The sequence below is a fragment of the Micromonospora sp. NPDC048063 genome, from assembly GCF_043202855.1.
In the GTDB taxonomy this organism is placed as follows: domain Bacteria; phylum Actinomycetota; class Actinomycetes; order Mycobacteriales; family Micromonosporaceae; genus Micromonospora.
Window position 1 is genome coordinate 237,803 of record NZ_JBIDBG010000001.1, and the last position, 22,723, is coordinate 260,525.

Annotated in this window: 19 protein-coding genes; 16 read left to right on the top strand and 3 right to left on the bottom strand. The window is 74.9% G+C overall.

What is annotated here, in order from left to right; translation table 11 throughout:
* Positions 1-35 precede the first annotated feature (35 nt).
* From ACGFZ2_RS01120 to ACGFZ2_RS01135, 4 genes are all read left to right on the top strand, one after another.
* Positions 36-995: a DUF5715 family protein gene (locus ACGFZ2_RS01120; protein ID WP_393448834.1), complete on the top strand. Its 960-nt coding sequence runs from the start codon at positions 36-38 to the stop codon at positions 993-995.
* A 4-nt stretch (positions 996-999) separates the two neighbouring features.
* Positions 1,000-2,610 (top strand): asparagine synthetase B family protein, encoded by a 1,611-nt coding sequence (locus tag ACGFZ2_RS01125; protein WP_393448837.1) that lies wholly within the window; start codon positions 1,000-1,002, stop codon positions 2,608-2,610.
* 175 nt (positions 2,611-2,785) lie between these two features.
* Positions 2,786-3,718, top strand: a complete 933-nt coding sequence (locus ACGFZ2_RS01130) for a PfkB family carbohydrate kinase (RefSeq protein WP_393448839.1) — start codon at positions 2,786-2,788, stop codon at positions 3,716-3,718.
* An 82-nt stretch (positions 3,719-3,800) separates the two neighbouring features.
* A complete protein-coding gene (locus tag ACGFZ2_RS01135) occupies positions 3,801-4,808 on the top strand; it encodes a linear amide C-N hydrolase (RefSeq protein ID WP_393448842.1) in 1,008 nt (335 codons plus the stop codon).
* A gap of 97 nt (positions 4,809-4,905) precedes the next feature.
* Here the strand turns inward: ACGFZ2_RS01135 and ACGFZ2_RS01140 are convergent, their stop codons facing one another.
* Complete coding sequence (locus ACGFZ2_RS01140) at positions 4,906-6,348, bottom strand: LVIVD repeat-containing protein (RefSeq protein WP_393448845.1); 1,443 nt, start codon at positions 6,346-6,348, stop codon at positions 4,906-4,908.
* Between the two features lie 137 nt (positions 6,349-6,485).
* Between ACGFZ2_RS01140 and ACGFZ2_RS01145 the strand changes: the two genes are divergently transcribed.
* From ACGFZ2_RS01145 to ACGFZ2_RS01165, 5 genes are all read left to right on the top strand, one after another.
* Positions 6,486-7,184 carry a DUF305 domain-containing protein gene (locus ACGFZ2_RS01145; protein WP_393266117.1) on the top strand — a complete coding sequence of 233 codons (699 nt, stop codon included), beginning with the start codon at positions 6,486-6,488 and terminating at the stop codon, positions 7,182-7,184.
* A 62-nt stretch (positions 7,185-7,246) separates the two neighbouring features.
* Positions 7,247-8,491 carry a sensor histidine kinase gene (locus ACGFZ2_RS01150; protein ID WP_393266114.1) on the top strand — a complete coding sequence of 415 codons (1,245 nt, stop codon included), beginning with the start codon at positions 7,247-7,249 and terminating at the stop codon, positions 8,489-8,491.
* A complete protein-coding gene (locus ACGFZ2_RS01155) occupies positions 8,488-9,153 on the top strand; it encodes a response regulator (RefSeq protein ID WP_393266112.1) in 666 nt (221 codons plus the stop codon). The genes ACGFZ2_RS01150 and ACGFZ2_RS01155 overlap by 4 nt, the downstream gene beginning before the upstream one ends.
* Positions 9,154-9,300: 147 nt before the next feature.
* The gene (locus ACGFZ2_RS01160; RefSeq protein ID WP_393448848.1) at positions 9,301-10,095 is read left to right on the top strand and encodes an ABC transporter ATP-binding protein; all 795 of its coding nucleotides are present in this window, start codon (positions 9,301-9,303) and stop codon (positions 10,093-10,095) included.
* Positions 10,092-12,575 carry an ABC transporter permease gene (locus ACGFZ2_RS01165; protein WP_393266110.1) on the top strand — a complete coding sequence of 828 codons (2,484 nt, stop codon included), beginning with the start codon at positions 10,092-10,094 and terminating at the stop codon, positions 12,573-12,575. Before ACGFZ2_RS01160 ends, ACGFZ2_RS01165 begins: the two co-directional genes overlap by 4 nt.
* 59 nt (positions 12,576-12,634) lie before the next feature.
* On the opposite strand, the gene ACGFZ2_RS01170 is transcribed toward ACGFZ2_RS01165, so the two are convergent.
* A complete protein-coding gene (locus ACGFZ2_RS01170; protein ID WP_350707623.1) occupies positions 12,635-13,897 on the bottom strand; it encodes a nucleotide sugar dehydrogenase in 1,263 nt (420 codons plus the stop codon).
* Between the two features lie 178 nt (positions 13,898-14,075).
* On the bottom strand, positions 14,076-15,467 hold the full coding sequence (locus ACGFZ2_RS01175) for a serine/threonine-protein kinase (protein WP_393266104.1): 1,392 nt from the start codon (positions 15,465-15,467) through the stop codon (positions 14,076-14,078).
* A gap of 534 nt (positions 15,468-16,001) precedes the next feature.
* On the opposite strand from ACGFZ2_RS01175, the gene ACGFZ2_RS01180 reads away from it, so the two are divergent.
* The 7 genes from ACGFZ2_RS01180 (at position 16,002) to ACGFZ2_RS01210 (ending at position 22,708) form a co-directional block, all read left to right on the top strand.
* A complete protein-coding gene (locus ACGFZ2_RS01180; protein WP_393266101.1) occupies positions 16,002-16,631 on the top strand; it encodes an RNA polymerase sigma factor in 630 nt (209 codons plus the stop codon).
* Positions 16,632-16,646: 15 nt separating this feature from the next.
* Entirely contained in the window at positions 16,647-17,399 is a 753-nt protein-coding gene (locus ACGFZ2_RS01185; protein ID WP_393448852.1) for a hypothetical protein, read from the top strand.
* 141 nt (positions 17,400-17,540) lie between these two features.
* Complete coding sequence (gene egtA / locus ACGFZ2_RS01190; protein ID WP_393448855.1) at positions 17,541-18,776, top strand: ergothioneine biosynthesis glutamate--cysteine ligase EgtA; 1,236 nt, start codon at positions 17,541-17,543, stop codon at positions 18,774-18,776.
* Positions 18,773-20,110 (top strand): ergothioneine biosynthesis protein EgtB, encoded by a 1,338-nt coding sequence (gene egtB / locus ACGFZ2_RS01195; RefSeq protein WP_393266094.1) that lies wholly within the window; start codon positions 18,773-18,775, stop codon positions 20,108-20,110. The genes egtA and egtB overlap by 4 nt, the downstream gene beginning before the upstream one ends.
* A 13-nt stretch (positions 20,111-20,123) precedes the next feature.
* Complete coding sequence (egtC, locus tag ACGFZ2_RS01200; protein ID WP_357699454.1) at positions 20,124-20,870, top strand: ergothioneine biosynthesis protein EgtC; 747 nt, start codon at positions 20,124-20,126, stop codon at positions 20,868-20,870.
* 41 nt (positions 20,871-20,911) lie between these two features.
* Positions 20,912-21,877: an L-histidine N(alpha)-methyltransferase gene (gene egtD / locus ACGFZ2_RS01205; protein WP_393266091.1), complete on the top strand. Its 966-nt coding sequence runs from the start codon at positions 20,912-20,914 to the stop codon at positions 21,875-21,877.
* Between the two features lie 243 nt (positions 21,878-22,120).
* Positions 22,121-22,708, top strand: a complete 588-nt coding sequence (locus tag ACGFZ2_RS01210) for a TMEM165/GDT1 family protein (protein ID WP_357699458.1) — start codon at positions 22,121-22,123, stop codon at positions 22,706-22,708.
* Positions 22,709-22,723 lie beyond the last annotated feature (15 nt).

The window sequence follows — 22,723 nt, forward strand, 5'->3', positions numbered from 1 at the left end:
CACAGTGATGTCGTGACGGGAGAGAGGACCCGACCATGCGAGTGCCCAGCCGAAGTCCGGGGCAGCAGCCCGGGCCCTCCGTCACACCCGCAGCCCGCGCCCGCCGGCGGGTGCCCGGTACGCCGCCCCGCCCCGCCACGCCGGACCTCGACGCCTACCGGGCGGCCGTCGCCGACCTGCTGGTCGAGGTGGGCGCCCTGGCCGGGGCGTCCTGCACGGCGGCGCGGCAGGTGCTGATCGACGACCGGCTGCGCGAGCCCGCGATCGCCGCGGTGCTCGACGCCACCCCCCAGGGGCTCGTCGGCGCCCGCGAGACGCTGCTGCTGGAGATGGCCCGCTACCAGCCCAACCCGCGCAGCTCCGCCGCCGACCTCACCGCACTGGTCCGCATCTACCTGCTCTCCCGCGTCGACGTGATGTGGTGGCGCGACGCGCCGGCCTTCCTCACCGACGCCCAGGTCGACGCCAGCCCCGACCTGGTCGACCTGGAGTGGCTGCGCCGCCGCGACCTGCTCCGGTTCTGCTACATCGAGCAGCCGAAGACGCTGTTCGGACGCGGGATGCGGGCGGCCCGGCGCCGGCTGCGGCCCGACGCCACGCCGCGCACCGCCGGGCTGCGCTTCCGGCGGGCCCGCCGGGAGGTCGTGGCGCTGCTCAACGACATCGGGCGGGAGTTCGCCGCCAACACCCCGCCCGCCACCCCGCCGCTGTGGGTGACCAGCCTGGTCCGCAGCGCCGAGCACCAGCACCGGCTGCGCCGCCTCGGGTACGCCGCCATGGTCCCCAGCGGCCACTGCCTGGGCTGGGCGGTCGACGTCGAGCTGGCGTGGTTCGGCCGCTTCGGCGTCCGGGACACCCTCGCCGAGCTGCTGCTGGCCCGGCAGCGGGCCGGCGAGGTCAACGTGGTCGACGAGGGGCAGGCGTGGCACCTCTGCCTCGCGCCCGCCAGCGGCCGGCGGCTGCGCCGGGCGTACGAAGCCGAGATGGGGGTCTGAGTCGATGTGCGGCATCGCGTTGAGCCTCGGCCCCGAGGCCGACCCGGCGATCTTCCGGCGGATGCTCGCCACCCTCGCCCCCCGCGGCGAGGTCACCGAGGCCCGCTACGAGAACGGCCTGCTCGCCGGCACCCGACGGTTGAAGGTGGTGGACCGGGAGCGCGCCGTGCAGCCGTGGACCTCCGTCGACGAGCGGTGGCTGCTCTGCTACAACGGCGAGGTCTTCAACCACCACGAGCTGCGCGCGGAGCTGGTCCGGCTCGGGCACCGCTTCCGCAGCGCCAGCGACACCGAGGTCGTGCTCGCCGCGTTCCTGCAGTGGGGCGAGGGCATGGTCACCCGGCTGCGCGGCGAGTACGCCTTCGCCGTCGTGGAACGGGCCACGGGCCGCGCCTGGCTGGTCCGGGACCCGCTCGGCGTGAAGCCCCTGTACTGGGCCCGGACGCCCGGCTGCCTGCACGTCGCCAGCGAGGTCAAGGCGCTGGTCGGGCACGGCGTCCCGATCGGCGAGGTGCCGCCCGGGCACCACGGCTGGGCCGAGCCCGACGGGCAGGTCCGGCTGCGCGCGTACGTCGACCTGCTCACCCTCGGCGACGGGCTGTCGGTGGTGGACGACCCGGACGAGGCCGCCCTGCTCGTCCGTGCCGCCCTCACCGACAGCATCCGGACGCGGGTGGACACCGACCTCACCGTCGGGGTGGTGCTCTCCGGCGGGCTGGACAGCTCGCTGGCCCTGCTGCACGTGCGCGAGATGCACCCCGACTGCGTCGCGGTCACCGTCGGGGTGACGGACAGCCCCGACGTGGCGTACGCGCGGCGGTTGGCGCGGGACCTGGAGGTGCCGCACGAGGTGGTCGAGCTGCGCCCGCGCGACATCCGGCTGGCCGACGTCCGGGAGGCCATCCGGATCTCGGAGCTGACCGAGTACGGCGACATCATCAACGCGGTGGTCTCCGTGCCGCTCTTCCGCCGGCTGCGCGAGCTGGGCGTGAAGGTGGTGCTGACCGGGGACGGCTCGGACGAGCTGTTCGGCGGCTACCCGATGTACCACGAGGTCGACCCCGAGGCGTCCCGCCGGCTCTTCCTGCACAAGATCCGCAACCTCTGCCGTACGGAGTTGCAGCGTGTCGACCGGGCCAGCATGGGGTACGGGGTGGAGGCCCGCGTGCCGTTCCTCGACCTGAGCGTGGTGGAGCTGGCGATGCGGCTGCCGATCGGGCTGAAGATGCGCGAGGGGCAGGAGAAGTGGATCGTCCGGCGGGCCTTCGCCGACCTGCTGCCCGACTACGTCCGGCGCCGGCCGAAGAACCCGATGTCGTACTCGTCCGGCCTGCACGAGCGGGCCCGGCTGTACAAGCCGCTCTTCGCCCGACTGCACCGGTCGTTCGGCTACCACCTGCTGGAACCGGTCCGCCGCGACTTCGACAGCGTGCTCACCCGCTGCGGCAACGATCTCGACCGGGCGCTCGCGGCCGGCCGGGCCCGGCCCGACTACACGGTGCTGGAGCACGCCCGGGACCTGGTGGGCGCGGCGAAGTGGAACGCCGCGCCGATGGTGCGCCGGCTGGTCGGCCCGCGCCGTAACCGGGGTGACGAGGCCCCGCTGCCGGGTTGACGGAACAGGTGCAGCCACGTACACGGCCGTCGGCCCTCGTGGCCCTTGCCGAATGCGAAGCGCAGGGGTGCGTCGGACCGTCCACAAGGCCCCTCCGGGGCCACGGCACCGACGGTCGGGCCGGGCGGGCGCGAGCCGAGGACTGCGCCGCCCGGCCCGGGGTAGAACCCGAGCCATGACGGAACTGGACGTGGTGGTGGTCGGGCAGGTGGCGCGGGACCTCGTGCTGCTGGTCGACGAGGTACCGGAGGCCGGCGGCAGCGCCCTCGTGCGGCGCCGACGCGAGTTGCTCGGCGGCAAGGGGGCCAACCAGGCCGTCGGGCTCGCCCAGCTCGGCGCGTCGGTCGGGCTGCTCGCCGTGGTCGGCGACGACGAGGTGGGGGAGCGGCTGCTGGCGCAGGCGCGGGCCGACGGGATCGACGTCGCGCGGGTGCTGCGCCGGCCGGGCAGCCCCACCGGGCTCGTCGTCGACGTGGTCGACGCGGAGGCCCACTGGCGCTACCTGGAGGACCTGCCTGGGGCCACCCTGCTCACCCCCGAGGACGTGGCCGGGGCGGCCGACGCGCTGCGCGCCGCGCGGGCCGTCCTGGTGCAGCTGCAACAGCCGGCGCGGGCCGCCCTGGTCGCGGCCCGGACCGCCCGGGAGGCCGGCCGGCTGGTCGTGCTCGACGGCGCCCCGACCGACCCGGCCGACGCCGACGAGTTGCTCGCCCTCGCCGACGTGCTGCGGGCCGACGCGCAGGAGGTCGAGCTGATCACCGGCGACGCGCCGCGGGACGCCGAGGGTGGGCTCGCCGCCGGGCGCAAGCTGCTGCGGCGCGGCCCGTCCCTGCTGGCGATCGAGGTGGCGGGGGAGGGCAACGCGTTCGTCTGGCCGGACGGCGAGCTGTTCCTGCCGCTGAGCCGGACACCCACGGTGGACAGCACCGGCGCCGGGGACGCGTTCGTCGCCGCGCTGACCGTCGGTCTGCTGCGCGGCGAGCCCCGCGACCGGGTCGCCCGTCACGCCGTGGCGGCCGCCGGCGCCACCGTCGGCCACCCGGGCGGCCGCCCGGCACTGACCGACGAGGCGATCCGGGAGCAGCTCGACCGGATTCCCGCCGGCTGACCGTCCAGGTCGCCGGTGCCGCGCCGGGGCGACCGATCGGGCGGTGGACAACCCTCGATTCCTGCCCTAGCGTCCAGAGGATATGCGGAGGACTCTCCTGGGCGCCGGTGTCGCCCTGCTGCTCGCCGTGACCGCCTGTTCCAGCGCGGAGCCCGGTCCGCCGGCGTCGCCGGGAGCACCGACGCCCGCCGGCACGCCCAGCGCCTCCCGGCAGGAGCCGGGCGAGGTCGAGAAGACCCTGGCCAGCCTGCGGAAGGTCAACGACCTTCCGATGTACGAGATGACCTACGTCGGGGCGTACGACGCGACGGTCGGCACCGACGCGCGCCCGGCGAAGGCGTTCGGCTGCTCCCTCTTCGCCGCCACCGGCGACCCGGCCCGGCCGTTGTTCGCCCGCAACTTCGACTGGGACGCCAACCCGGCGCTGGTGCTGCGCACCGATCCTCCGGACGGGTACGCCTCGATCTCCGTGGTGGACATGTCCTACCTCGGGGTGGGCCCCGACCCGACCGGCGACCGGCGGCTGCTCAACGCGCCGCTGCTGCCCTTCGACGGGATGAACGAGCGGGGGCTGGCAATCGGGCTGGCCGCCGACGACGGCGCGCGGGCCGTCGCCGACCCGGGCAAGGCCACCGTCGGGTCGGTTCGCATCCAGCGTCTGGTGCTCGACCATGCGGCCACGGTGGACGAGGCGGTGGCCGTGTTCGGGCGCTACAACCTCGACTTCACCGACGGGCCGCCGCTGCACTACCTGCTCGCCGACGCGACCGGGGCGTCGGCCGTGGTCGAGTTCGTCAACGGGAAGATGTCGGTCGAGAAGGGTCGGGGCGACTGGCGGGCGCTGACCAACGTGCCGGTCGTCGGGGTGGACGAGCAGCGTCGCCGGGCCGACCACCGCTACGGCGTGATCGCCGCGGCCCTCGACCGGACGGGCGGCACGGCGGACGCCCCGGCGGCGTTCGAGATCCTCAACGACGTACGCCAGTCGCACACCCGCTGGTCGGTGACGTACGGCCTGCGCAGCGGCGAGGTCCGGCTGACCACCGCGACCGGCGGCGGTGAGCGGCGTTACCAGCTCCCGGTGAGCTGAGCTTCCGCACGTCCCCGGCGAGGGAACTGGCTGCACCCGGAACGCGGGCGGGCCCGGCCCCCGAGGTGGGGGCCGGGCCCGTCGGCGCGCTGTGCGACTACCAGCCCAGGTAGCTGGGCTGGGTCTGCACGTTCAGCTCGCGGTACCGGACGAGGTTCGCCGTCCAGGTCCGCCAGTCGGTCAGCTTCAGGACGTCGAAGCCCTTCTGCATGTCGTTGGAGTAGATGTAGCCGTTGTAGTAGTACGCGGACCAGGAACCCCCGCCGGTCAGCCGCTCGGTCGACAGCGGGCCCCGCTCCCAGAACGCGATCTCCTGCGGGTTGGCCGAGTCGGTGAAGTCGAAGACCGAGATGCCGCCCTGGTACCACGCCTGGACCATGATGTCGCGCCCGAGCACCGGGATCAGCGAGCCGTTGTGTGCCACGCAGGTCTCGGTGTCCGCGTTGGGCCGGGGGATCTTGAAGTAGCTGCGGAAGATCATCGTCCGGGCGTCGCCGCTACCGGTGATGTCGTAGATGGCGTCGGCGCCCCGGTTGGGACCGATGGCCTCGTTGCAGGTGGCCGCGCCGCCGCCGCCCAACTCGTCGGTGAAGATCACCTTGGTGCCGGAGTTGTTGAACGTGGCCGAGTGCCAGAACGCGAAGTTGACCGTGTCGCGGACCTGGTTGATGACCCGCGGGGCCTCCCGGTCCGAGATGTCCATCAGGATGCCGTCACCCATGCAGGCGCCGGCGGCCAGGTTCTTCTCCGGGTACGCGGTGATGTCGTGGCAGCCGGTGGTCGCCGACCCGCCCGGGCGGCCCTCGTAGCCGCCGTCCGGGAAGAGGTTCGGCGTGGCCACGACCGCCGCGTCGGTGGGCTTCTTCAGCGGCACCTTGACGACGGAGATGGAGTCGTGCGGCGGCTGGCAGTCCGGGAACTCCGCCCGCGGGCTGTACGACGAGACGTACAGGTAGACCGTCTTGCGGTCCGTGCCCGGCACGAGGGTGTGCGTGTGCGAGCCGCAGGCCGTCTCGACCGCCTTGATGTAACGCGGGTTGGCCTTGTCGCTGATGTCGAAGACCTTGATGCCCTCCCAGGACTCCTTGACCGTCGCTGACGATCCGGTGCTGTTGCAGGAGTCGTCGCTGCGGGGCGCGTCGGTGGAGAGGAAGAGCAGGTCGCCGTGGACGGAGATGTCGTTCTGCGACCCGGGGCAGTAGACCTGCGACACGACCGTCGGCGCGGTCGGCCGGGAGATGTCGTAGACGACGAACCCGTTGTAGTTGCCGGCGAAGGCGTAGCGGCCCTGGAAGGCGAGGTCGCTGTTCGTGGCGTCCAGCGGGGCCTGCTTCGGCAGGTTGGCGACCTGCCGAAGGTTGGGGCTGCTGACGATCTCGTCGACGCCGGGGATGGTGTAGGTGGTGTCCACCGTGCCGGAGGGTGCCGCGACCCCGGCATTCCCCGGTGGGGCGGTGGCGACGCTGGCGAGGAGGAGGCCGGCCGCGGCCAGGCTCACGGTGGTGAGCCGCCGGGCCCGCGGCGTGCGAAGTGTGATCATCGGCGAGGCCCTTCGCAAGGGGGTGACGATTGTCGACACCTTACCGTCCGATGAGGTGCGTCGATGTGACTTGGGTCACATGTTGGTGTCTCCGTCAATGGATACGATCGCCGTGACCTCTAGCGGGGGAGTGGCCCATGACCAACCGACGCGCACGGATCCTGGCCGTCGTCACATCCGTGTTCGTGGTGTCGGTGGTGGCCGTCGTCCTGTCCCGGTCCGGCGACGACTCGACCGCGCCCTCCGCGCAGCCGGTTGCCGCCCCCGCCTCGGCGTCGGCGCCCGTCGACCCGGCCCGGCCCGCCGTGATCGTGCCGGGCCGACCGGGGGAGACCGCCGCGGTCCGTCCCGCCGAGGAACTGCGCGACGCCGCCCCCACGTCCCGGCACAACTCCATGGACGTCTGGTTCGTCCGGATGATGATCCCGCACCACGCCCAGGCCCTGGAGATGGCCGCGCTGGCCCCGGACCGCGTCGCCGACCCGGATCTACGCGCCCTCGCCGAGCGGATCCGGGCCAGCCAGGGCCCGGAGATCGGCATGATGCGGGGCTGGCTGCAGACCCGCGGGCTCTCCCCGGACGTGCCGGGGCACGACCACGGGACGATGCGGGGCATGCAGTCGCCCGAGGCGATGCGCCAGCTCGCGGCGGCCCGGGGCGCCGAGTTCGACCGGCTCTTCGTCAGGATGATGACCGAGCACCACCAGGGCGCGGTCCAGATGGCCACCGACCTGCTCAAGGTCGGCGCCGACCTCACCCTGTCGGAGTTCGCCAACTCCGTCGCCACCGAGCAGGCCGTCGAGATCGACCGGATGCGCGACGTGCTGGCCCCCTGACGCGGCTGGGTGGTCCCGCCGGGCGCGCGGTGACCCGCGGGCGGCAGCGGCACGTACGCTGGGTGACCGTGAACCGCACGATCTTCGGCCGCCCGCTGCGCAGCGTCGCCTTCGACGTCTTCGTCGCCGGCCTGGTGGTGCTCTTCGGCCTCGCCGGCCTGGTGAACCAGCCCGGTGGGTGGCAGGCCGCCCTCGTCGGCGCCGCGATGGCGGTGGCGCTGCTGTTCCGCCGGTCCCACCCGTCGGCGGTCGCCGCCGTCGTGGCGGTGCTCGCGCTGGTCCAGGTGTTCGCCGGCTGGGGCCCACTGGCCTTCGACGTCGCGGTGCTGGTCGCCCTCTACAGCGTCGTGAAGTACGCCGACCGGCTCCGCGACGGCATCCTCGCCGGGATCACCGCCGCCGTCGGGGTGGTCCTCGCCGCCATCCAGACCGAGAGCACCGTCGCCTGGTGGGCGACCGCGATCTATATCGGGCTGGTCACCGGGGCGGTCTGGCTGGTCGCGCTCAACGTGCGGACCCGCCGGCTCTACGTGCTCAGCCTCGAGGAGCGGGCCGCCACCCTGGAGCGGGAACGCGAGGCGGAGGCGCGCGCCGCCGTCGCCGGGGAGCGCACCCGCATCGCCCGGGAGCTGCACGACGTGGTGGCGCACAGCATGGCGGTCATGATCGTGCAGGCCGACGGGGCGCGGTTCATGCTCGACCGCGACCCGGAGACCGCCAGGAACGCGGTGAAGGTGGTCGCCGACACCGGGCGCCAGGCGCTGGAGGAGATGCGCCGGCTGGTCGGCGTACTGCGGGAGCCGAGCCCGCCCGACGCGGCGGCCGACCCGGGCGCGGCGGCCGAGCCCGGCGGCGCGGGGCTGGTCGCCGACCCGGAGCACCGCCGGCTGGCGCTGACCGAGCTGCCCGCCCTGCTCGACCGGTTCCGCGCCGCCGGCCTGCGGGTACGCCACACGGTCACCGGGGAGCCCGTGCCGCTGCCGGCCGGCCTGGAGCTGACCCTCTACCGGGTGGTGCAGGAGGGGCTGACCAACGCGCTCAAGCACGCCGGGGTCGGTGCCGGCGTCGAGGTCACCCTCGACCATGCCCGCGACGCCGTGGTGGTCCGGGTGCTCGACGACGGGCGCGGCCGCCCCCCGGTCAGCCCGGCCCCGTCCGGCGGGCACGGCCTGGTCGGCATGCGCGAGCGGGTGAGCGTGTACGACGGCAGCCTCACCGCCGGTCCGCGGCTGGCCGGGGGCTGGCAGGTCGAGGCGCGGCTGCCGCTACCGTCGACGTCCGGGACGACGGAGGTGGTGGCGGCATGACGGTCCGCGTGGTGATCGTGGACGACCAGGCGCTGGTCCGCGCCGGCTTCCGGATGGTGCTGGACTCCCAGCCCGACCTGGAGGTCGTCGGCGAGGCGATCGACGGCGCCGACGCGCTGCGGGTGCTGGCCCGGGTCGAGGCCGACGTGGTGGTGATGGACGTCCGGATGCCGACCATGGACGGGGTGGAGGCGACGCGCCGGATCTGCCGGGACCGTCCTGCCGGTTCGCCCCGGGTGCTCGTGCTCACCACCTTCGACACCGAGGCGGACGCCTTCGCCGCGCTCCAGGCCGGCGCCAGCGGCTTCCTGCTCAAGAACGTCCCGCCGGAGGAGCTGCTCGCCGCCATCCGGGTGGTCGCCCAGGGCGACTCCGTGGTCGCCCCGTCCATCACCCGCCGGCTGCTCGACCGCTTCGCCGGCAGGCTCGGCCCGGGCCCGGCCGAGGACCCGCGCCTCGCCCAGCTCACCGAACGGGAACGGGAGATCCTGCTGCTGGTGGCGCAGGGGCTCTCCAACGCCGAGATCGCCGCCCGGGTGCACGTCGCCGAGGCGACCGTGAAGACGCACGTCGGGCGGATCCTGGCCAAGCTCCAGCTCCGTGACCGGGTGCAGGCGGTGGTGCTGGCGTACGAGAGCGGCCTGGTCACCCCGGGCGGCTGAGTCGGCGTACGACCCAGGTCGTACGGGTCCGCCCCGTCGGGGCCGCCCAGGGTCGCAGCGGGGTCGAGCGCGTGGGTGGACGCCCGCGGGCCGCCGCGCCCATAGCGTCGGAGACGTCCCAGTCACGATCTCCACGGGGAGCTCCACGTGTCCGTCGCACCTCCCGCGCACGCCACCGCCGGCGTCGCGGTCTCCGCCCGCGGCCTGTCCAAGCGGTACGGGGCCGGCCAGGCCGCCGTCGTCGCCCTCGACGGCGTCGACGTCGACTTCGCCGCCGGCCGGTTCACCGCCATCATGGGCCCGTCCGGCTCCGGCAAGTCCACCCTGATGCACTGCCTCGCCGGCCTGGACCGTCCCACCGCGGGCAGCGTACGCATCGGCGACGCCGATCTCTCCCGGCTCGACGACAAGCGGCTCACCCTGCTGCGCCGCGACCGGGTCGGCTTCGTGTTCCAGAAGTTCAACCTGCTGCCGGCGCTGACCGCCGAGGAGAACATCGTGCTGCCGCTGGCGATCGCCGGCCGCCGGCCGGAGCGGGCCTGGTTGCGCCAGGTCGTCGCCGCGGTGGGGCTCGCCGACCGGCTCGGTCACCGGCCGGCAGAGCTCTCCGGCGGGCAGCAGCAGCGGGTGGCGGTCGCCCGGGCGCTGATCACCAAGCCGTGGGTGATCTTCGCCGACGAGCCGACCGGCAACCTGGACTCGCGCTCCGGCGCGGAGGTGCTGCGCCTGCTCCGCGAGGCCGTCGACGCCCTCGGCCAGACCGTGATCATGGTCACCCACGACCCGACGGCCGCCGCGCACGCCGATCGGGTGCTCTTCCTGGCTGACGGCCGGCCGGTGCGGGACCTCACCGCGCCGACCGCCGAGCGGGTGCTCGACACCCTCGCCGGCCTCGACTCGGCGCGCGTGCCGGCCGCCGGCCGCGAGGCGGTGGCCCGGTGATCCGGCTGACCCTGCGCCAGCTCCGCGCCGAGGCGCTGCGCCTGCTGCTCTCCTCGCTGGCCATCGTGCTCGGCGTCGCCTTCATCGCCGGCACGCTGATCTTCGTCGACGGAATGCGCGCGGGAGCGTACGACCGGGCCGGGACGTTCGACCGGCACACCGACCTCGCCGTCTACTCCGCCACCAAGGACCCGCTGCCGACCGCGCTGGTCGACCGGGTGCGCGCGCTCGACGGGGTCGCCGCCGCCGAGGGGGAACTGCTCGGCTCCGGCGGGATCGTCGGCGCCGACGACCGCCCCGTGCTCGGCTACGCCGTCCTCGCGGCGGTCCCCGTCGACCCGGCGCTGCGCTCGTACGACGTGGTGGCCGGGCGGCTGCCCGACCGCCCCGGCGAGGTGGTGCTGGACGCGCCCACCGTGGCCGAGGAGGGCTTCACCCTCGGCGGGCCGGTACGCGTCGGCGGCAGCGGGGGAGAGGCCCGCCCGTACACCCTGGTCGGCACGGTCGACGTGGCCGGCACCCCCCGCGACGTCGGCGGCCCGTTCATCGGTCTGGTCGGTGCGGACGCCATGGCCGTGACCGGGCAGCGGGGCTACGACCGGATCATGGTGGCCGCCGACCCGGGCGTGACCGACGCGGCGCTGGCCGACCGGGCCGCCGAGGCGGCCGGAGCCGGCGCGACCGTCAAGACGCGCCAGCGCATCCTCGACGACGCGGTCGAGGACGCGGTCCGCGACCTGCGGCAGTTCAACATGGTGCTGCTGACCTTCGCCGGGGTCGCGGTGGTGGTCGCCGGGTTCGTCATCGCCAACACCTTCGCCATCGTGCTCGCCCAGCGGACCCGGCGCACGGCGCTGCTGCGGCTCGTCGGCGCGACCCGGGGGCAGCTGTTCCGGGCGGCGCTGCTGGAGTCCGCCGTGATCGGCGCCGCCGCCTCCGCGGCCGGCGTGCTGCTGGGCGTCGCCCTGGCCGGCGGCATGAACCAGCTCATGACGAGGGTGGACGCGCCGGTCTCCGGCGGGCTCACCCTCACCGCCCCGACCGTGCTGCTCAGCCTGCTGCTGGGCACCGCGATCACGGTCGGCGCCGCCCTGCTGCCCGCGTGGCGGGGCACCCGGGTGCCGCCGGTCGCCGCGCTCACCGACGCGGCGGTCCAGCCCGCCCGCGGTGCCGGCCGGCTCCGGCTCGCCGTCGGTGCGCTGGTCTTCGTCGCCGGCATCGCCGCGCTGGTGGCGGCCGCGTCCGCGGTCCAGGTGGTGCTGGTGGCGCTCGGCGGGGTGCTGACCTTCTTCGGCATCGTGCTGTTCGGGCCGGTGCTCGTCCCGGCGCTGGTGCGGGTGCTGGGCTGGCCCGCCCGGAAGCTGTTCGGCGCCACCGCCGGCCTGGCCGTGGCCAACGCCGTGCGCAACCCGCGCCGCATCGCGGCGACCGCGACCGCCCTGGTCATCGGCATCGGGCTGGTGTCGGCGTTCGTGGTGGGCGCGCGCAGCACCAAGGACGGCATCGAGCGCAGCGTGGACGCCGAGATCGGGGTCGACTGGCTGGTCACCGGGATCGGCGGCGACCTGCCCGCGCCGCTCGTCGGCGAGCTGCGCGCCCGGCCCGAGCTGGCGGTGGTGCACGAGCAGCGCAGCGCCGTCACCGCCGACGTCGAGGTCCGGGCCGCCCATCCCGCCCTGGTCGGCCGGACGCTGACCGGGGTCGTGGCGGGCGACGTCGACCGGCTCGCGCCCGGGTCGGTGCTGGTGCACCGGGAGTTGGCGGAGGCGCGGGGCTGGACGACCGACTCCACCGTCACCGTGCGGGGCCGGTCGTTCCGGGTGGCCGCGGTCGTCACCGACGACGGGCCGGTCCTGGCCGGCAGCTCCGTCCCGGCCGGTCACGTGATCGACGTGGTGGACGCCGACTTCACCGCGCTCTTCCCCGCCGAGCGGGGTTACCTGGCCGAGATCGACCCCGCCGACGGCGTCACCGCCGACCAGGCCCGGGCCGCCATCGAGGCGGTGGTCGCCCGCTACCCGACGGCCAACCTGATGGACCAGGGGGCGTACAAGAAGATGCTCACCAGCACGGTCGACATGCTGCTCGCGTTCGTCACCGCGCTGCTCGGCCTGGCCGTGGTGATCGCGCTGGTCGGGGTGGCGAACACGCTGAGCCTGTCGGTCGTGGAGCGGACCCGGGAGAACGCCGTGCTGCGGGCGGTGGGCCTGACCCGGGGCCGGATGCGGGCCGTGCTGGCCGTCGAGGCGGTGCTGATGGCGCTGGTCGGCGCGCTGCTCGGGGTGGGCCTCGGCACCGGCGTCAGCGCGGCCGCGATGGCCCTGCTGGCCCGGATCAGCGGGGACTTCGCCGTGGTGCTGCCGCTGGGGCAGCTCGGGCTGATCCTCGGGGTCGCCGTGGTGGCCGCCCTGGCGGCCTCGGTGCTGCCGGCCCGCCGGGCGCTGGCCCGGCCGGTGGTCGAGGCGCTCGGCGACCAGTGACATCCGCCGGCCGGTCCCGTCGCCCGCCCGGGTGGCGGGACCGGCCAGCGGTGCCGGGTCTAGAGGTGCTCCACCACCGGCCCGGAGCACCGGTTGCGGGAGTCGAAGACGTACCGGGCGTGCCGGACGACCAGGTCGTAGTCGAAGACGTCGTGGTCGGTGACCACCACCACCGCGTCCGCCGCCCGGATCTCCCGCTCGGTCAGCTCCACCACGAGGACCCCGCCGGGGATGTGGTGCGGCTCGGCGTACGGCTCCACCGCCCGCACGTCCGCGCCGAGCGCCTGTAGGCGGCGGGCCACGTCGACCGCGGGGGAGTCGCGCATGTCGCCGGTGTTCTTCTTGTACGCCAGCCCGAGCAGCAGCAGCCGGGCCCCGCTGATCGTGCGGCCGGTCCGGTTCAGCCCGCCCATGATCCGCTGCGCCACGTGTTCGGGCATCTCGTGGTTGACGTCGTTGGCCAGCTCGATGAACCGGAACTGCCGCCCGAGGCGCCGCTTGACCTGCCATGACAGGTAGCACGGGTCGATCGGCAGGCAGTGCCCGCCGACGCCGGGGCCCGGCCGGAACGGCATGAATCCGAACGGCTTCGTCTCGGCCGCCTCGATCGCCTGCCAGACGTCGATGTCCAGGTGGTGGGAGAGCATGGTCAGCTCGTTGATCAGGGCGATGTTGACCTGGCGGAAGGTGTTCTCGATCAGCTTGGTCAGTTCGGCCACCTGGGTGGAGCCCACCGGCACGGTCCGCTCCACGATCCGCCGGTAGAACCCGTCCACCCGGGCGAGGGAGTCCGCGTCCACCCCGGAGACGACCTTCGGGGTGTTCTCCAGCCGCCACGTCTGGTTGCCCGGGTCGATCCGCTCGGGGCTGTAGCCGAGGTGGAAGTCGCCCGGACTGCGCAGCCCGCTGGCCGACTCCAGCAGCGGGCGCAGCAGTTCCTCCGTGGTGCCGGGGTAGGTGGTCGACTCGAGCACCACCGCGCAGCCCGGCCGGACGTACGGGCCGATGCCGATGCCGGCCTGCTCGACGAAGCTGAGGTCGGGCGTGCCGTCGCGCAGCGGCGTGGGCACCGTGATCACGCAGATGTCGAAGCCCTCGGCGTCGGCGTACTCGGTGCTCGGGTGGTACCGGCCGCTGGCCAGCGCCCGGCCCAGCCGGTCGGCGGGGATGTCCTCGACGAACGACTCGCCCGACGCGAGCCGCTTGACCCGGTCGGAGTCGACGTCCAGGCCGATCACGTCCAGGCCGGCCTCGACGGCCCGCATGGCCAGTGGCAGGCCGACGTACCCCTGGCCGATGACGACCAACTTCTCAACGCTCACCCGGACTCCCGAGGCAGACGGAAACAACCTGCTTGGGAGCCTAGAGCGATCTCTGTACCCGTAAGTCCGTTTTGGGATTACCGGTGCTGCCGGGGTACGTGGAGTGTCGACAGTGCGTCACCGGAGCGCCCGAACGGCGGGATCGCCGCCGGCGCGCGCGGCGGCACGGGTGCCGAGATCAGGCCGAACGGTCCGTCGCCGCGCCGCCGCCCCCGCCACCCGGCGGGTTGTTCGTGTCGTCCGACGGGGTGCTCGGCCCGCCGCTCGGCGTCGCGGGCCCCGTCGGCGGGCCCGAAGAAGAGCCGCCGCCGGGCGGCGTCGGATCCGTGCTGCCCGTCGGCCCCGGGGATTCCGGGCCGGCCGTCTGGCTCGGCTGGGGCGACTCCGGCGGCACGGTGGCCGACGGCGACGGGCTGGAGGTGGACCCGGCGGGCCGGAACGGCCGACCCCGGTCCGGGTTCTGCGTCTGCTCGGTCGGCGCCTCCGCGCTCGGCACGGCGGCCGGCGCCGTCGTCTTCGGCACGTTCACCGCGGGCGCGTCGGTGTCCCTCGTCGCGCCGAGCGCCGCGCCGAGGCCCGCCAACGCCACCAGCACCGCCGCGGCCGCGCCCACCAGGGGGCCGCGGCGCTTCTTCCGCCCGGCCGCGGCCGGCACGACCGGGACGTCGGTGCGGGTGCCCGGGTCGGCGCCACGCAGCGCGGCGACGCCGGGGGCGGGCACCATGGCGGTCGCCGCCGACGGGTCGGAGACCGCGGCGCGGGCGGCCTGGGCCATCGCGGCCCCGCTGCTGAACCGGTCGGCCGGATCCTTCGCCAGGGCGCGGGAGACCAGCGCGCGAACGGCCTCCGGGATGTCGTGCGGCAGCTCCGGTGGCTCGTCGTCGAGGTGCCGGACGGCGACCTGGAGCGGGTTGTCGCCGGTGAACGGCGGGCTGCCGCTCAGGCAGCAGTAGGCGACGGCACCGAGGGCGTAGATGTCGGTGGCCCCCGAGACCGGCCGGCCGGCGGCCTGCTCGGGCGCCATGTAGAGCGCGGTGCCGGGCACCGCGTTGGTGCTGGTGATGCTCGTGACGTTCGTCGACCGGGCCACGCCGAAGTCGACCAGCACCACGCTGCCGTCCTCCTGGACCAGCAGGTTGCTCGGCTTGACGTCGCGGTGCACGATCCCGCCGAGGTGCGCGGCGTGCAGGGCCTGCGCGACCTGGGCCACGATCGCCATCGTCTCGCCGACGTCGAGCCGGCCGGCGGCCTCGATCCGCTTGGACAGCGGCTGGCCGGTCACGAACTCCATGACCAGGTAGTCGGCCCGGCCGCCGTCGGGCAGGTCGTCCTCGCCGCAGTCGAAGACCTGGACGATGCCGGGGTGCCGCAGAGCGGCCATGATCCGTGCCTCGGCGCGGAAACGGGCGATGAAATCGGGGTCGGAGACCAGGGCGGGCAGCAGGACCTTGACCGCGACCTGACGGCCGAGGACCAGGTCCTTGGCCCGCCAGACGTCGCCCATGCCGCCCGTGGCGACACGCTCGTCCAGGCGGTACCGACCGCTGAGTACGACCTCCGATGACAACACAGCACCACCGTACCCAGAGCGGCGGAGAACGGCGCGCGGTGAGCGGGCCGGCCCACCGGCGCGGGCCGCCCCGTCGGGGGCTGTGTGCCGGCGGTCGCCTCCGATATGGTGTGACCGTCCGGGGACGCCCCGTGACGAGATCCGCCCGTCGCCACCGTACGCTGGACGAACGCCCCTCCAGCACGGGCGCAGCGTCGCGGGCGCGCGCCGCGTTACGGCGACCCGCCACCCGATCAGGTAGATAATTCTCACTCTTTTGCCGACCGGGGCCGACTTGTCCGATCGGCCCGGTGCTCCTACCGTTAGCCCGACTCGGGCCCGCCCCACGGCGTCGCCGGCGCCGCGCCGCCGGCCGTGCCGCCGTGGCGAGAGTCCAGAACTACCGTCCGGGCCGCCGCGGTCCCGGGCGTGACCAGGTCAGCGGGGGGCTGAGGGTGCGGGATCAGGTCCGGGTGCCGGACCGTGCTGGCGTCGCGCACGCCCGGGTCGGCGTGCGCCACCCCGGCGCGTCCGGGAAGCGGAAGTGGCGGTCCCGTGTCCGCTGAGCTGAACGACGCGGTCGCGGCGGCGCAGGCCGGCGACGAGGACGGCTTCCGCTTCCTCTACCGCAGCCTCCAACCCGGTCTGCTGCGGTACCTGACCGCCCTGGTCGGCGCCGACGCCGAGGACGTCGCGTCGGAGACGTGGCTGCAGATCTCCCGCGACCTGCCCAGCTTCACCGGCGGCGAGTTCCGGGCCTGGACGGTGACCATCGCCCGCAACCGGGCCATGGACCACCTGCGGCGGCAACGCCGCCGCCCGTCGCTGCCGGTGCCGGTGCAGGCGCTCAGCGAGCTGGCCGGCGACGCTGACACCGCCGAACGGGCCGGCGAGACCATCGGCACCGAGGCGGCGCTGGCGTTGATCGCCACCCTGCCGCCCCGGGAGGCCGAGGCGGTCCTGCTCCGCGCCGTCATCGGGCTGGACGCCGAGACCGCCGGGCGGGTGCTCGGCCGCCGGCCCGGTGCCGTGCGCACCGCCGCCCACCGGGGTCTGCGCCGCCTCGCCGCCCTGATGACACGCTACGACCTGTCCCAGCCGCCGGCCGACACCGAGGGAGCCACCCCGCCGCGTCCGCGCGCCGGTCGGCGGCAGGCGCCGCACGCCGAGCCGGCGGACGGTTGACGTGAGGGGAATCAGATGACCTTCCGCCGGCACGAGCGGCCCGCCGACCGGGCCGAGTCCGACCGGCTGCTCGACGCGGCCCGCGCCGGCTCGCCCGACGCCGGCCCGGAGTCGCTCGCCCGGCTGCTCTCGGCCGCGGCGGCCCCCGCCCGCCCCGGCGAACTGGCCGGCGAGGAGGGCGCGCTGGCAGCCTTCCGGGCCGCCCGCGCCGCCGCGCCCGCCGCCACCGCCGCGACGCGGCCACCGCGCGGACGCCGGTTCACCGCCGGCGCCGTGGCCTGGGCCGCCGGAATCGCGGTCACCGCGACGGCGGGCGCCGCCTTCGCGGCCGTCACCCTGGACCGCCCCGACGACCCGGCCCCGCCGCCGCGCCCGGCCACGCCGGCACCGGCCACCACGGGTACGGAGCAGGGTGGGTCGACCGGCGCCACCGGCAGCGGCGGCACCCCCTCCGACGCGCCCACCGACGGCTCGCGCGGCCCGTCCGCCGCCCCCACGTCCGGTGCCGCCACCCCCGGCGCCCCGGGCGGTGGCGGGCCACGACCGCCGGAGCAGCGCACCGAGCAGATGCGGGGGCTCTGTCAGGCGTACCTGGCCAAGCCGCCGGCCCAGCGGGAGAAGGCGCTGGACAGCTCCGCGTACGCCGGCGTGGTGACCGCGGCGGGCGGCCGGGAGAACGTCGACGACTTCTGCCGGGAGCTGGCGCCCGAGGCCGAGCCGAAGAACGCCGAGCCCACGACGGCACCGTCCCCGGAGGCGACCGGCTGATTGCCCTGCTCGTTCCGGCCGACCCCGCGAAATCCGTCTGTTAGAAACAGAAGTGGTGGGCCGCCGACGCCCTGCCGATGACGGTGGGCGGCGCTACGGTGACATGGCCCGGAAGTCGGCGCGGGGAAGGGAGACCGTCCTGTGGTGACGTCGCCGGAACTCGACCGGAGCATCGTCCTGCGGGAGCGCGCCGCAGCCGCCGGTCACCTCGCCCGGATCTGCTTCAAGACCGGCCCGCCGACCCACACCGGCGTCGAACTCGAATGGACCGTGCACGACGCCGCCGACCCCGCCCGCCCCGTCGACGGCGAGCGGCTCCGGGCGGCGCTGGGGCGGCACAGCCCCCCGACCCTCGACCGCGCGAGCCCCGCCGCACCGCTCCGTCACGGTGGCACCGTGACCGTCGAGCCCGGCGGGCAGTTGGAGATCTCCACCGCGCCCCGCACCTCGCTCGCCACCCTCGTCCAGGCCACCGACGGCGACATCGCCCAGCTGAGCGGCCTGCTCGCCACCGCCGGGCTGGTCCTCGGGCAGAGCGGCATCGACCCCCACCGGCCGCCCCGGGCGGTGGTCGAGACCCCCCGCTACCGCGCCATGCGGCACGTCTTCGACCGGCGTGGCGCCGCCGGCCGGACGATGATGTACAGCACCGCCGGCCTGCAGGTCTGCCTGGACGCCGGGGAGCCGGAGCACCTGCCGGCCCGCTGGGCGACGGCGCACGCGCTCGGGCCGCCCCTGCTGGCCGCCTTCGCCACGGCCGCCCGGCACGCCGGCCGGGCCACCGGCTGGGCGTCCGCGCGCATGGCGGCCTGGTTCGCCATCGACCCGGCCCGCACCCGGCCGGTGTGGACGCCGGCGCGGGCCGACGTCGACCCGGTCGCCGCCTGGACCGACTACGTCCTCGCCGCGCCGCTGCTCTGCGTACGCGGTGGCGGTCCCGACTGGACGCCGCCGCCGGCCGTCAGCTTCGCCGACTGGGTCGACGGGGCGCTGCCCCGACCGCCGACCACCGACGACCTCGACTACCACGTGAGCACCCTGTTCCCGCCGGTGCGCCCCCGGGGCTACCTGGAGCTGCGCTACCTCGACGCACAGCCCGGCCGGGGCTGGGCGGTCGCGCTCGCGGTGGTGGCCGCCCTGCTCGCCGAGCCCGGCACCGTGCACGCGGCCCGCGCCGTCGCCGGCCCGGTGGCGCACCGCTGGCGCGCCGCCGCCCGGCACGGCCTGCGCGACCCGGCGCTGGCCGCCGCCGCCGTGGAGCTGTTCGACCTGGCCCTGACCGCCCTGCCCCGGCTCGGCCTGCCGGCGGCCCTGCACGACGACATCGACCGAGGCGTACGGCGGCGACGGGCCGCCGCGGGGAGGAGGCACGCGTGACCGGAGCGACCACGCAGCGGCCGGGCGCGGAGCGGTTGCGCAGCCGGATCGCGGCGGAGCTGGAACGCACCCGCGCCCGCACGGCGCTGCTGACCGAGGCGGTCGACGAGGCCGACCTGGTGCGGCAGCACTCGCCGCTGATGTCCCCGCTGGTGTGGGACCTCGCGCACGTCGGCAACCAGGAGGAACTCTGGCTGGTCCGGGACGTGGGTGGCCGCGAGCCGGTCCGGCGGGACATCGACGACCTGTACGACGCGTTCAAGCAGCCCCGCCGGGACCGCCCGTCGTTGCCCCTGCTGCCGCCGGAGGAGGCCCGCGCCTACCTGCTCACCGTCCGGGACAAGGTGCTCGACCTGCTGGACAGGGTGGCGTTCACCGACCGTCCGTTGGTCGCCGACGGCTTCGCCTTCGGCATGATCGTGCAGCACGAGCAGCAGCACGACGAGACGATGCTCGCCACCCACCAGCTCCGCGCCGGCCCGGCGGTGCTGCACGCCCCGCCGCCGCCGGAGCCGCGGACCCGGGTCGGCGGCGAGGTGCTGGTGCCGGCCGGTGAGTTCACCATGGGCACCGACACCGACCCGTGGGCGCTGGACAACGAGCGCCCCGCCCACCGGGTCCACCTGCCGGCGTACGTCATCGACGCCACGCCGGTGACCAACGGCCGCTACCGCGAGTTCATCGCCGACGGCGGCTACGACGACCCGCGCTGGTGGAGCCCAGCCGGTTGGCGGCACCGCCGGGAGGCGGGGCTGTCCGCGCCGATGCACTGGCGGCGCGACGGCGACGGCTGGGCCTACCTGCGCTTCGGGCGGTGGGCCCCGGTCCGCGACGACGAGCCGGTGGTGCACGTCTGCCACCACGAGGCGCAGGCGTACGCGGCCTGGGCCGGCAAGCGGTTGCCGACCGAGGCGGAGTGGGAGAAGGCGGCCCGCTGGGATCCGGCCACCGGCCGTTCCCGCCGCTACCCGTGGGGTGACGACGACCCCACCGCCGAGCACGCCAACCTGGGGCAGCGGCACCTGTGGCCGGCCCCGGTGGGCGCCTACCCGGCGGGCGCCTCGCCGCTGGGCGTGCACCAGCTCATCGGCGACGTGTGGGAGTGGACCTCCACCACCTTCCGGGGGCATCCGGGCTTCACCGCGTTCCCCTATCGCGAATACTCGGAGGTCTTCTTCGGCGACGACTACCAGGTGCTGCGGGGCGGGTCGTTCGGCACCGACCGGGTCGCCTGCCGGGGCACCTTCCGCAACTGGGACTACCCGATCCGGCGGCAGATCTTCAGCGGCTTCCGCTGCGCCCGCGACGCCCGGCCAGAGGAGTCGCAGCCGTGAGGACGGCCGCCTGATGTGCCGCCACCTGGCCTACCTGGGACCGCCGGTCACCCTGCGGGAGTTGCTGTTCGACCCGCCGTACGCCCTGGTGCGGCAGTCCTGGGCGCCGCGCGACATGCGCGGCGGCGGGACGATCAACGCCGACGGCTTCGGCGTCGGCTGGTATCCGGGCTCCGGCGAGCCGGTGCGCTACCGGCGGGCCCAGCCGATCTGGAGCGACCCCACGATCGCGCAGCTCGCGGCGGTCACCTCCGCCGGCGCGGTGCTGGCCGCCGTCCGTTCCGCCACGGTCGGCATGGCGGTGCTCGACGGGGCCGCCGCCCCGTTCGCCGAGGGGCCCTGGCTGTTCAGCCACAACGGCGTGGTGCGGGGCTGGCCCGACACGATGGTCCCGCTCGCCGGCACCCTGCCCGTACGTGACCTGCTCACCCTGGACGCGGCCACCGACTCGGCGCTGCTCTGGGCGCTGGTCCGGCACCGGCTGCGGGCCGGGGTGAAGCCTGCCCGCGCGATCGCCGAGACCGTGACGGCGGTGGCCGTGGCGGCCCCCGGGTCCCGGCTCAACCTGCTGCTCACCGACGGCCACACCGTGGTGGCCAGCGTGGCCGGGCACGCGCTGTCGATCCGCGCGACCCCGGCCTCGGTGCTGCTGGCGTCCGAACCGCACGACGACGACCCCGGCTGGCAGGCCGTGCCGGACGGACAACTGGTGGAGGCGACCGCGACGGGGGTGCGTCTGCGCGCCCTCGCCGAGGTCTGACCGCCGGCCGACAGGGACGTTCCGACGACGAAGGGGAAGACATGGGCGCCGAGCCGCTGGAGATCCACCTCGAGGAGCAGGACCTCGGCCGCAGCCTGCGGGAGGACGTCCGCGCCGGCCTGACGGCCGAGCCCAAGTGGCTGCCGCCCAAGTGGTTCTACGACGCCCGTGGCAGCGAGCTGTTCGAGGAGATCACGCGGCTGCCGGAGTACTACCCGACCCGGGCCGAACGCGCCGTGCTGGCCGAACGGGCGGGCGCGATCGCCGAACTGACCGGCGCGAAGACGCTGATCGAGCTCGGTTCGGGCTCGTCGGAGAAGACCCGGCTGCTGTTGGACGCGTTCACCCGGCGGGGCGGCCTCGGCACGTTCGTGCCGCTGGACGTGTCGGTCAGCGCCCTGCGCCAGTCCACCGTCGAGATCGCGGCCGACTACCCGGGGCTGCGGGTGCGCGGCATCGTGGGGGACTTCACCCGTCACCTGGGCCGGTTGCCGACCGGCGGGCGGCGGCTGGTGCTCTTCCTCGGCGGCACCATCGGCAACCTCCTGCCGGCCGAGCGGGCGCGGTTCCTGGGCGCGATGCGGGGCGCCCTGGAGGCGGGGGACTGGCTGCTGATCGGCACCGATCTGGTCAAGGACCCGGCGGTCGTCGTGCCGGCGTACGACGACGCGGCCGGGGTCACCGCCGAGTTCAACCGCAACGTGCTGCGGGTGGTCAACCGGGAGTTGGGCGCCGACTTCGACCCGGAGGCGTTCGCCCACGTGGCGCTCTGGGACCCGGCGCGGGAGTGGATCGAGATGCGGCTGCGCGCGCTCCGGCCGATGCGGGTCCGGGTGCTCGACCTGGCGGTCACCTTCGCCGAGGGCGAGGAGTTGCGCACGGAGGTGTCCGCGAAGTTCCGGCCCGAGGGCATCGCCGCGGAGCTGGCGGCGGCCCGCTTCGGCGTCCACGACTTCTGGACCGACCCGGACGGCCTGTTCGGCGTCACCCTGGCCCGCGCGGAGTGACCGGGACCGGCCGGCCGGCGGCGCGTGACGATCTTCACCCGTGGCGCCCGGCCCCGCCGGTGGTCGGCTAGGCTGGGCGGCGCGAAGGGGAGTAGCCCCCAATGTCGTGGTCGACACACTGGTGCGTTCCGCATCCGGCCACGCGGCCTCGTCATCGGGGCGGGCGAGACCTTCGACTCAGGCTGTCGCAGCCGGGTCGAGGGCGCCCCCGTACCTCCTCCCGGCGTGATCCGGAAGGATGTCATGGAAGGTTTCCTCGTCGCGCTGGTGGTCAGCTTCGGCGTCATCTTCGTCGCCGAGCTGGGCGACAAGTCCCAGCTGATGGCCCTGACCTTCGCCACCCGCTTCAAACCCGTACCGGTCCTGATCGGCATCACCGTCGCCACCGCCGTCGTGCACCTGGCCTCGGTGGCGATCGGCTACGGCCTCGGCGCCGCGCTCCCGACGGAGTGGATCTCGCTGGTGGCGGGCCTCGCGTTCCTCGGTTTCGGCGCGTGGACCCTGCGCGGGGACACGCTCACCGAGGAGGAGAAGCGCAAGGCCGAGAAGACCAGCAAGTCCGCCATCGTGGCGGTGTCGGTCGCGTTCTTCCTGGCGGAGCTGGGCGACAAGACCATGCTCGCCACCATCACCCTCGCCACCAAGTACGGCTGGTTCGGCACCTGGCTCGGCTCGACGGTCGGCATGGTGGCGGCGGACGCGCTGGCCATCCTGGTCGGGCGGATGCTCGGCCGGAGGCTGCCGGAGAAGACCATCAAGTACGGGGCCGCCGCGCTCTTCGCCATCTGCGGCCTCTGGCTGATCCTGGAGGCGGTCGCGCAGCTCACCTGATGCCCCGACTACCGC

Excerpts from the sequence above, each read along its gene's own strand:
- egtD (WP_393266091.1), top strand. The coding sequence starts at position 20,912 with ATGGGCGCCGAGCCGCTGGAGATCCACCTCGAGGAGCAGGACCTCGGC.
- ACGFZ2_RS01210 (WP_357699458.1), top strand. The coding sequence starts at position 22,121 with ATGGAAGGTTTCCTCGTCGCGCTGGTGGTCAGCTTCGGCGTCATCTTC.
- ACGFZ2_RS01130 (WP_393448839.1), top strand. The coding sequence starts at position 2,786 with ATGACGGAACTGGACGTGGTGGTGGTCGGGCAGGTGGCGCGGGACCTC.
- ACGFZ2_RS01185 (WP_393448852.1), top strand. The coding sequence starts at position 16,647 with ATGACCTTCCGCCGGCACGAGCGGCCCGCCGACCGGGCCGAGTCCGAC.
- ACGFZ2_RS01155 (WP_393266112.1), top strand. The coding sequence starts at position 8,488 with ATGACGGTCCGCGTGGTGATCGTGGACGACCAGGCGCTGGTCCGCGCC.
- ACGFZ2_RS01140 (WP_393448845.1), bottom strand. The coding sequence starts at position 6,348 with ATGATCACACTTCGCACGCCGCGGGCCCGGCGGCTCACCACCGTGAGC.
- ACGFZ2_RS01135 (WP_393448842.1), top strand. The coding sequence starts at position 3,801 with ATGCGGAGGACTCTCCTGGGCGCCGGTGTCGCCCTGCTGCTCGCCGTG.
- ACGFZ2_RS01120 (WP_393448834.1), top strand. The coding sequence starts at position 36 with ATGCGAGTGCCCAGCCGAAGTCCGGGGCAGCAGCCCGGGCCCTCCGTC.
- ACGFZ2_RS01145 (WP_393266117.1), top strand. The coding sequence starts at position 6,486 with ATGACCAACCGACGCGCACGGATCCTGGCCGTCGTCACATCCGTGTTC.
- egtC (WP_357699454.1), top strand. The coding sequence starts at position 20,124 with ATGTGCCGCCACCTGGCCTACCTGGGACCGCCGGTCACCCTGCGGGAG.
- ACGFZ2_RS01125 (WP_393448837.1), top strand. The coding sequence starts at position 1,000 with ATGTGCGGCATCGCGTTGAGCCTCGGCCCCGAGGCCGACCCGGCGATC.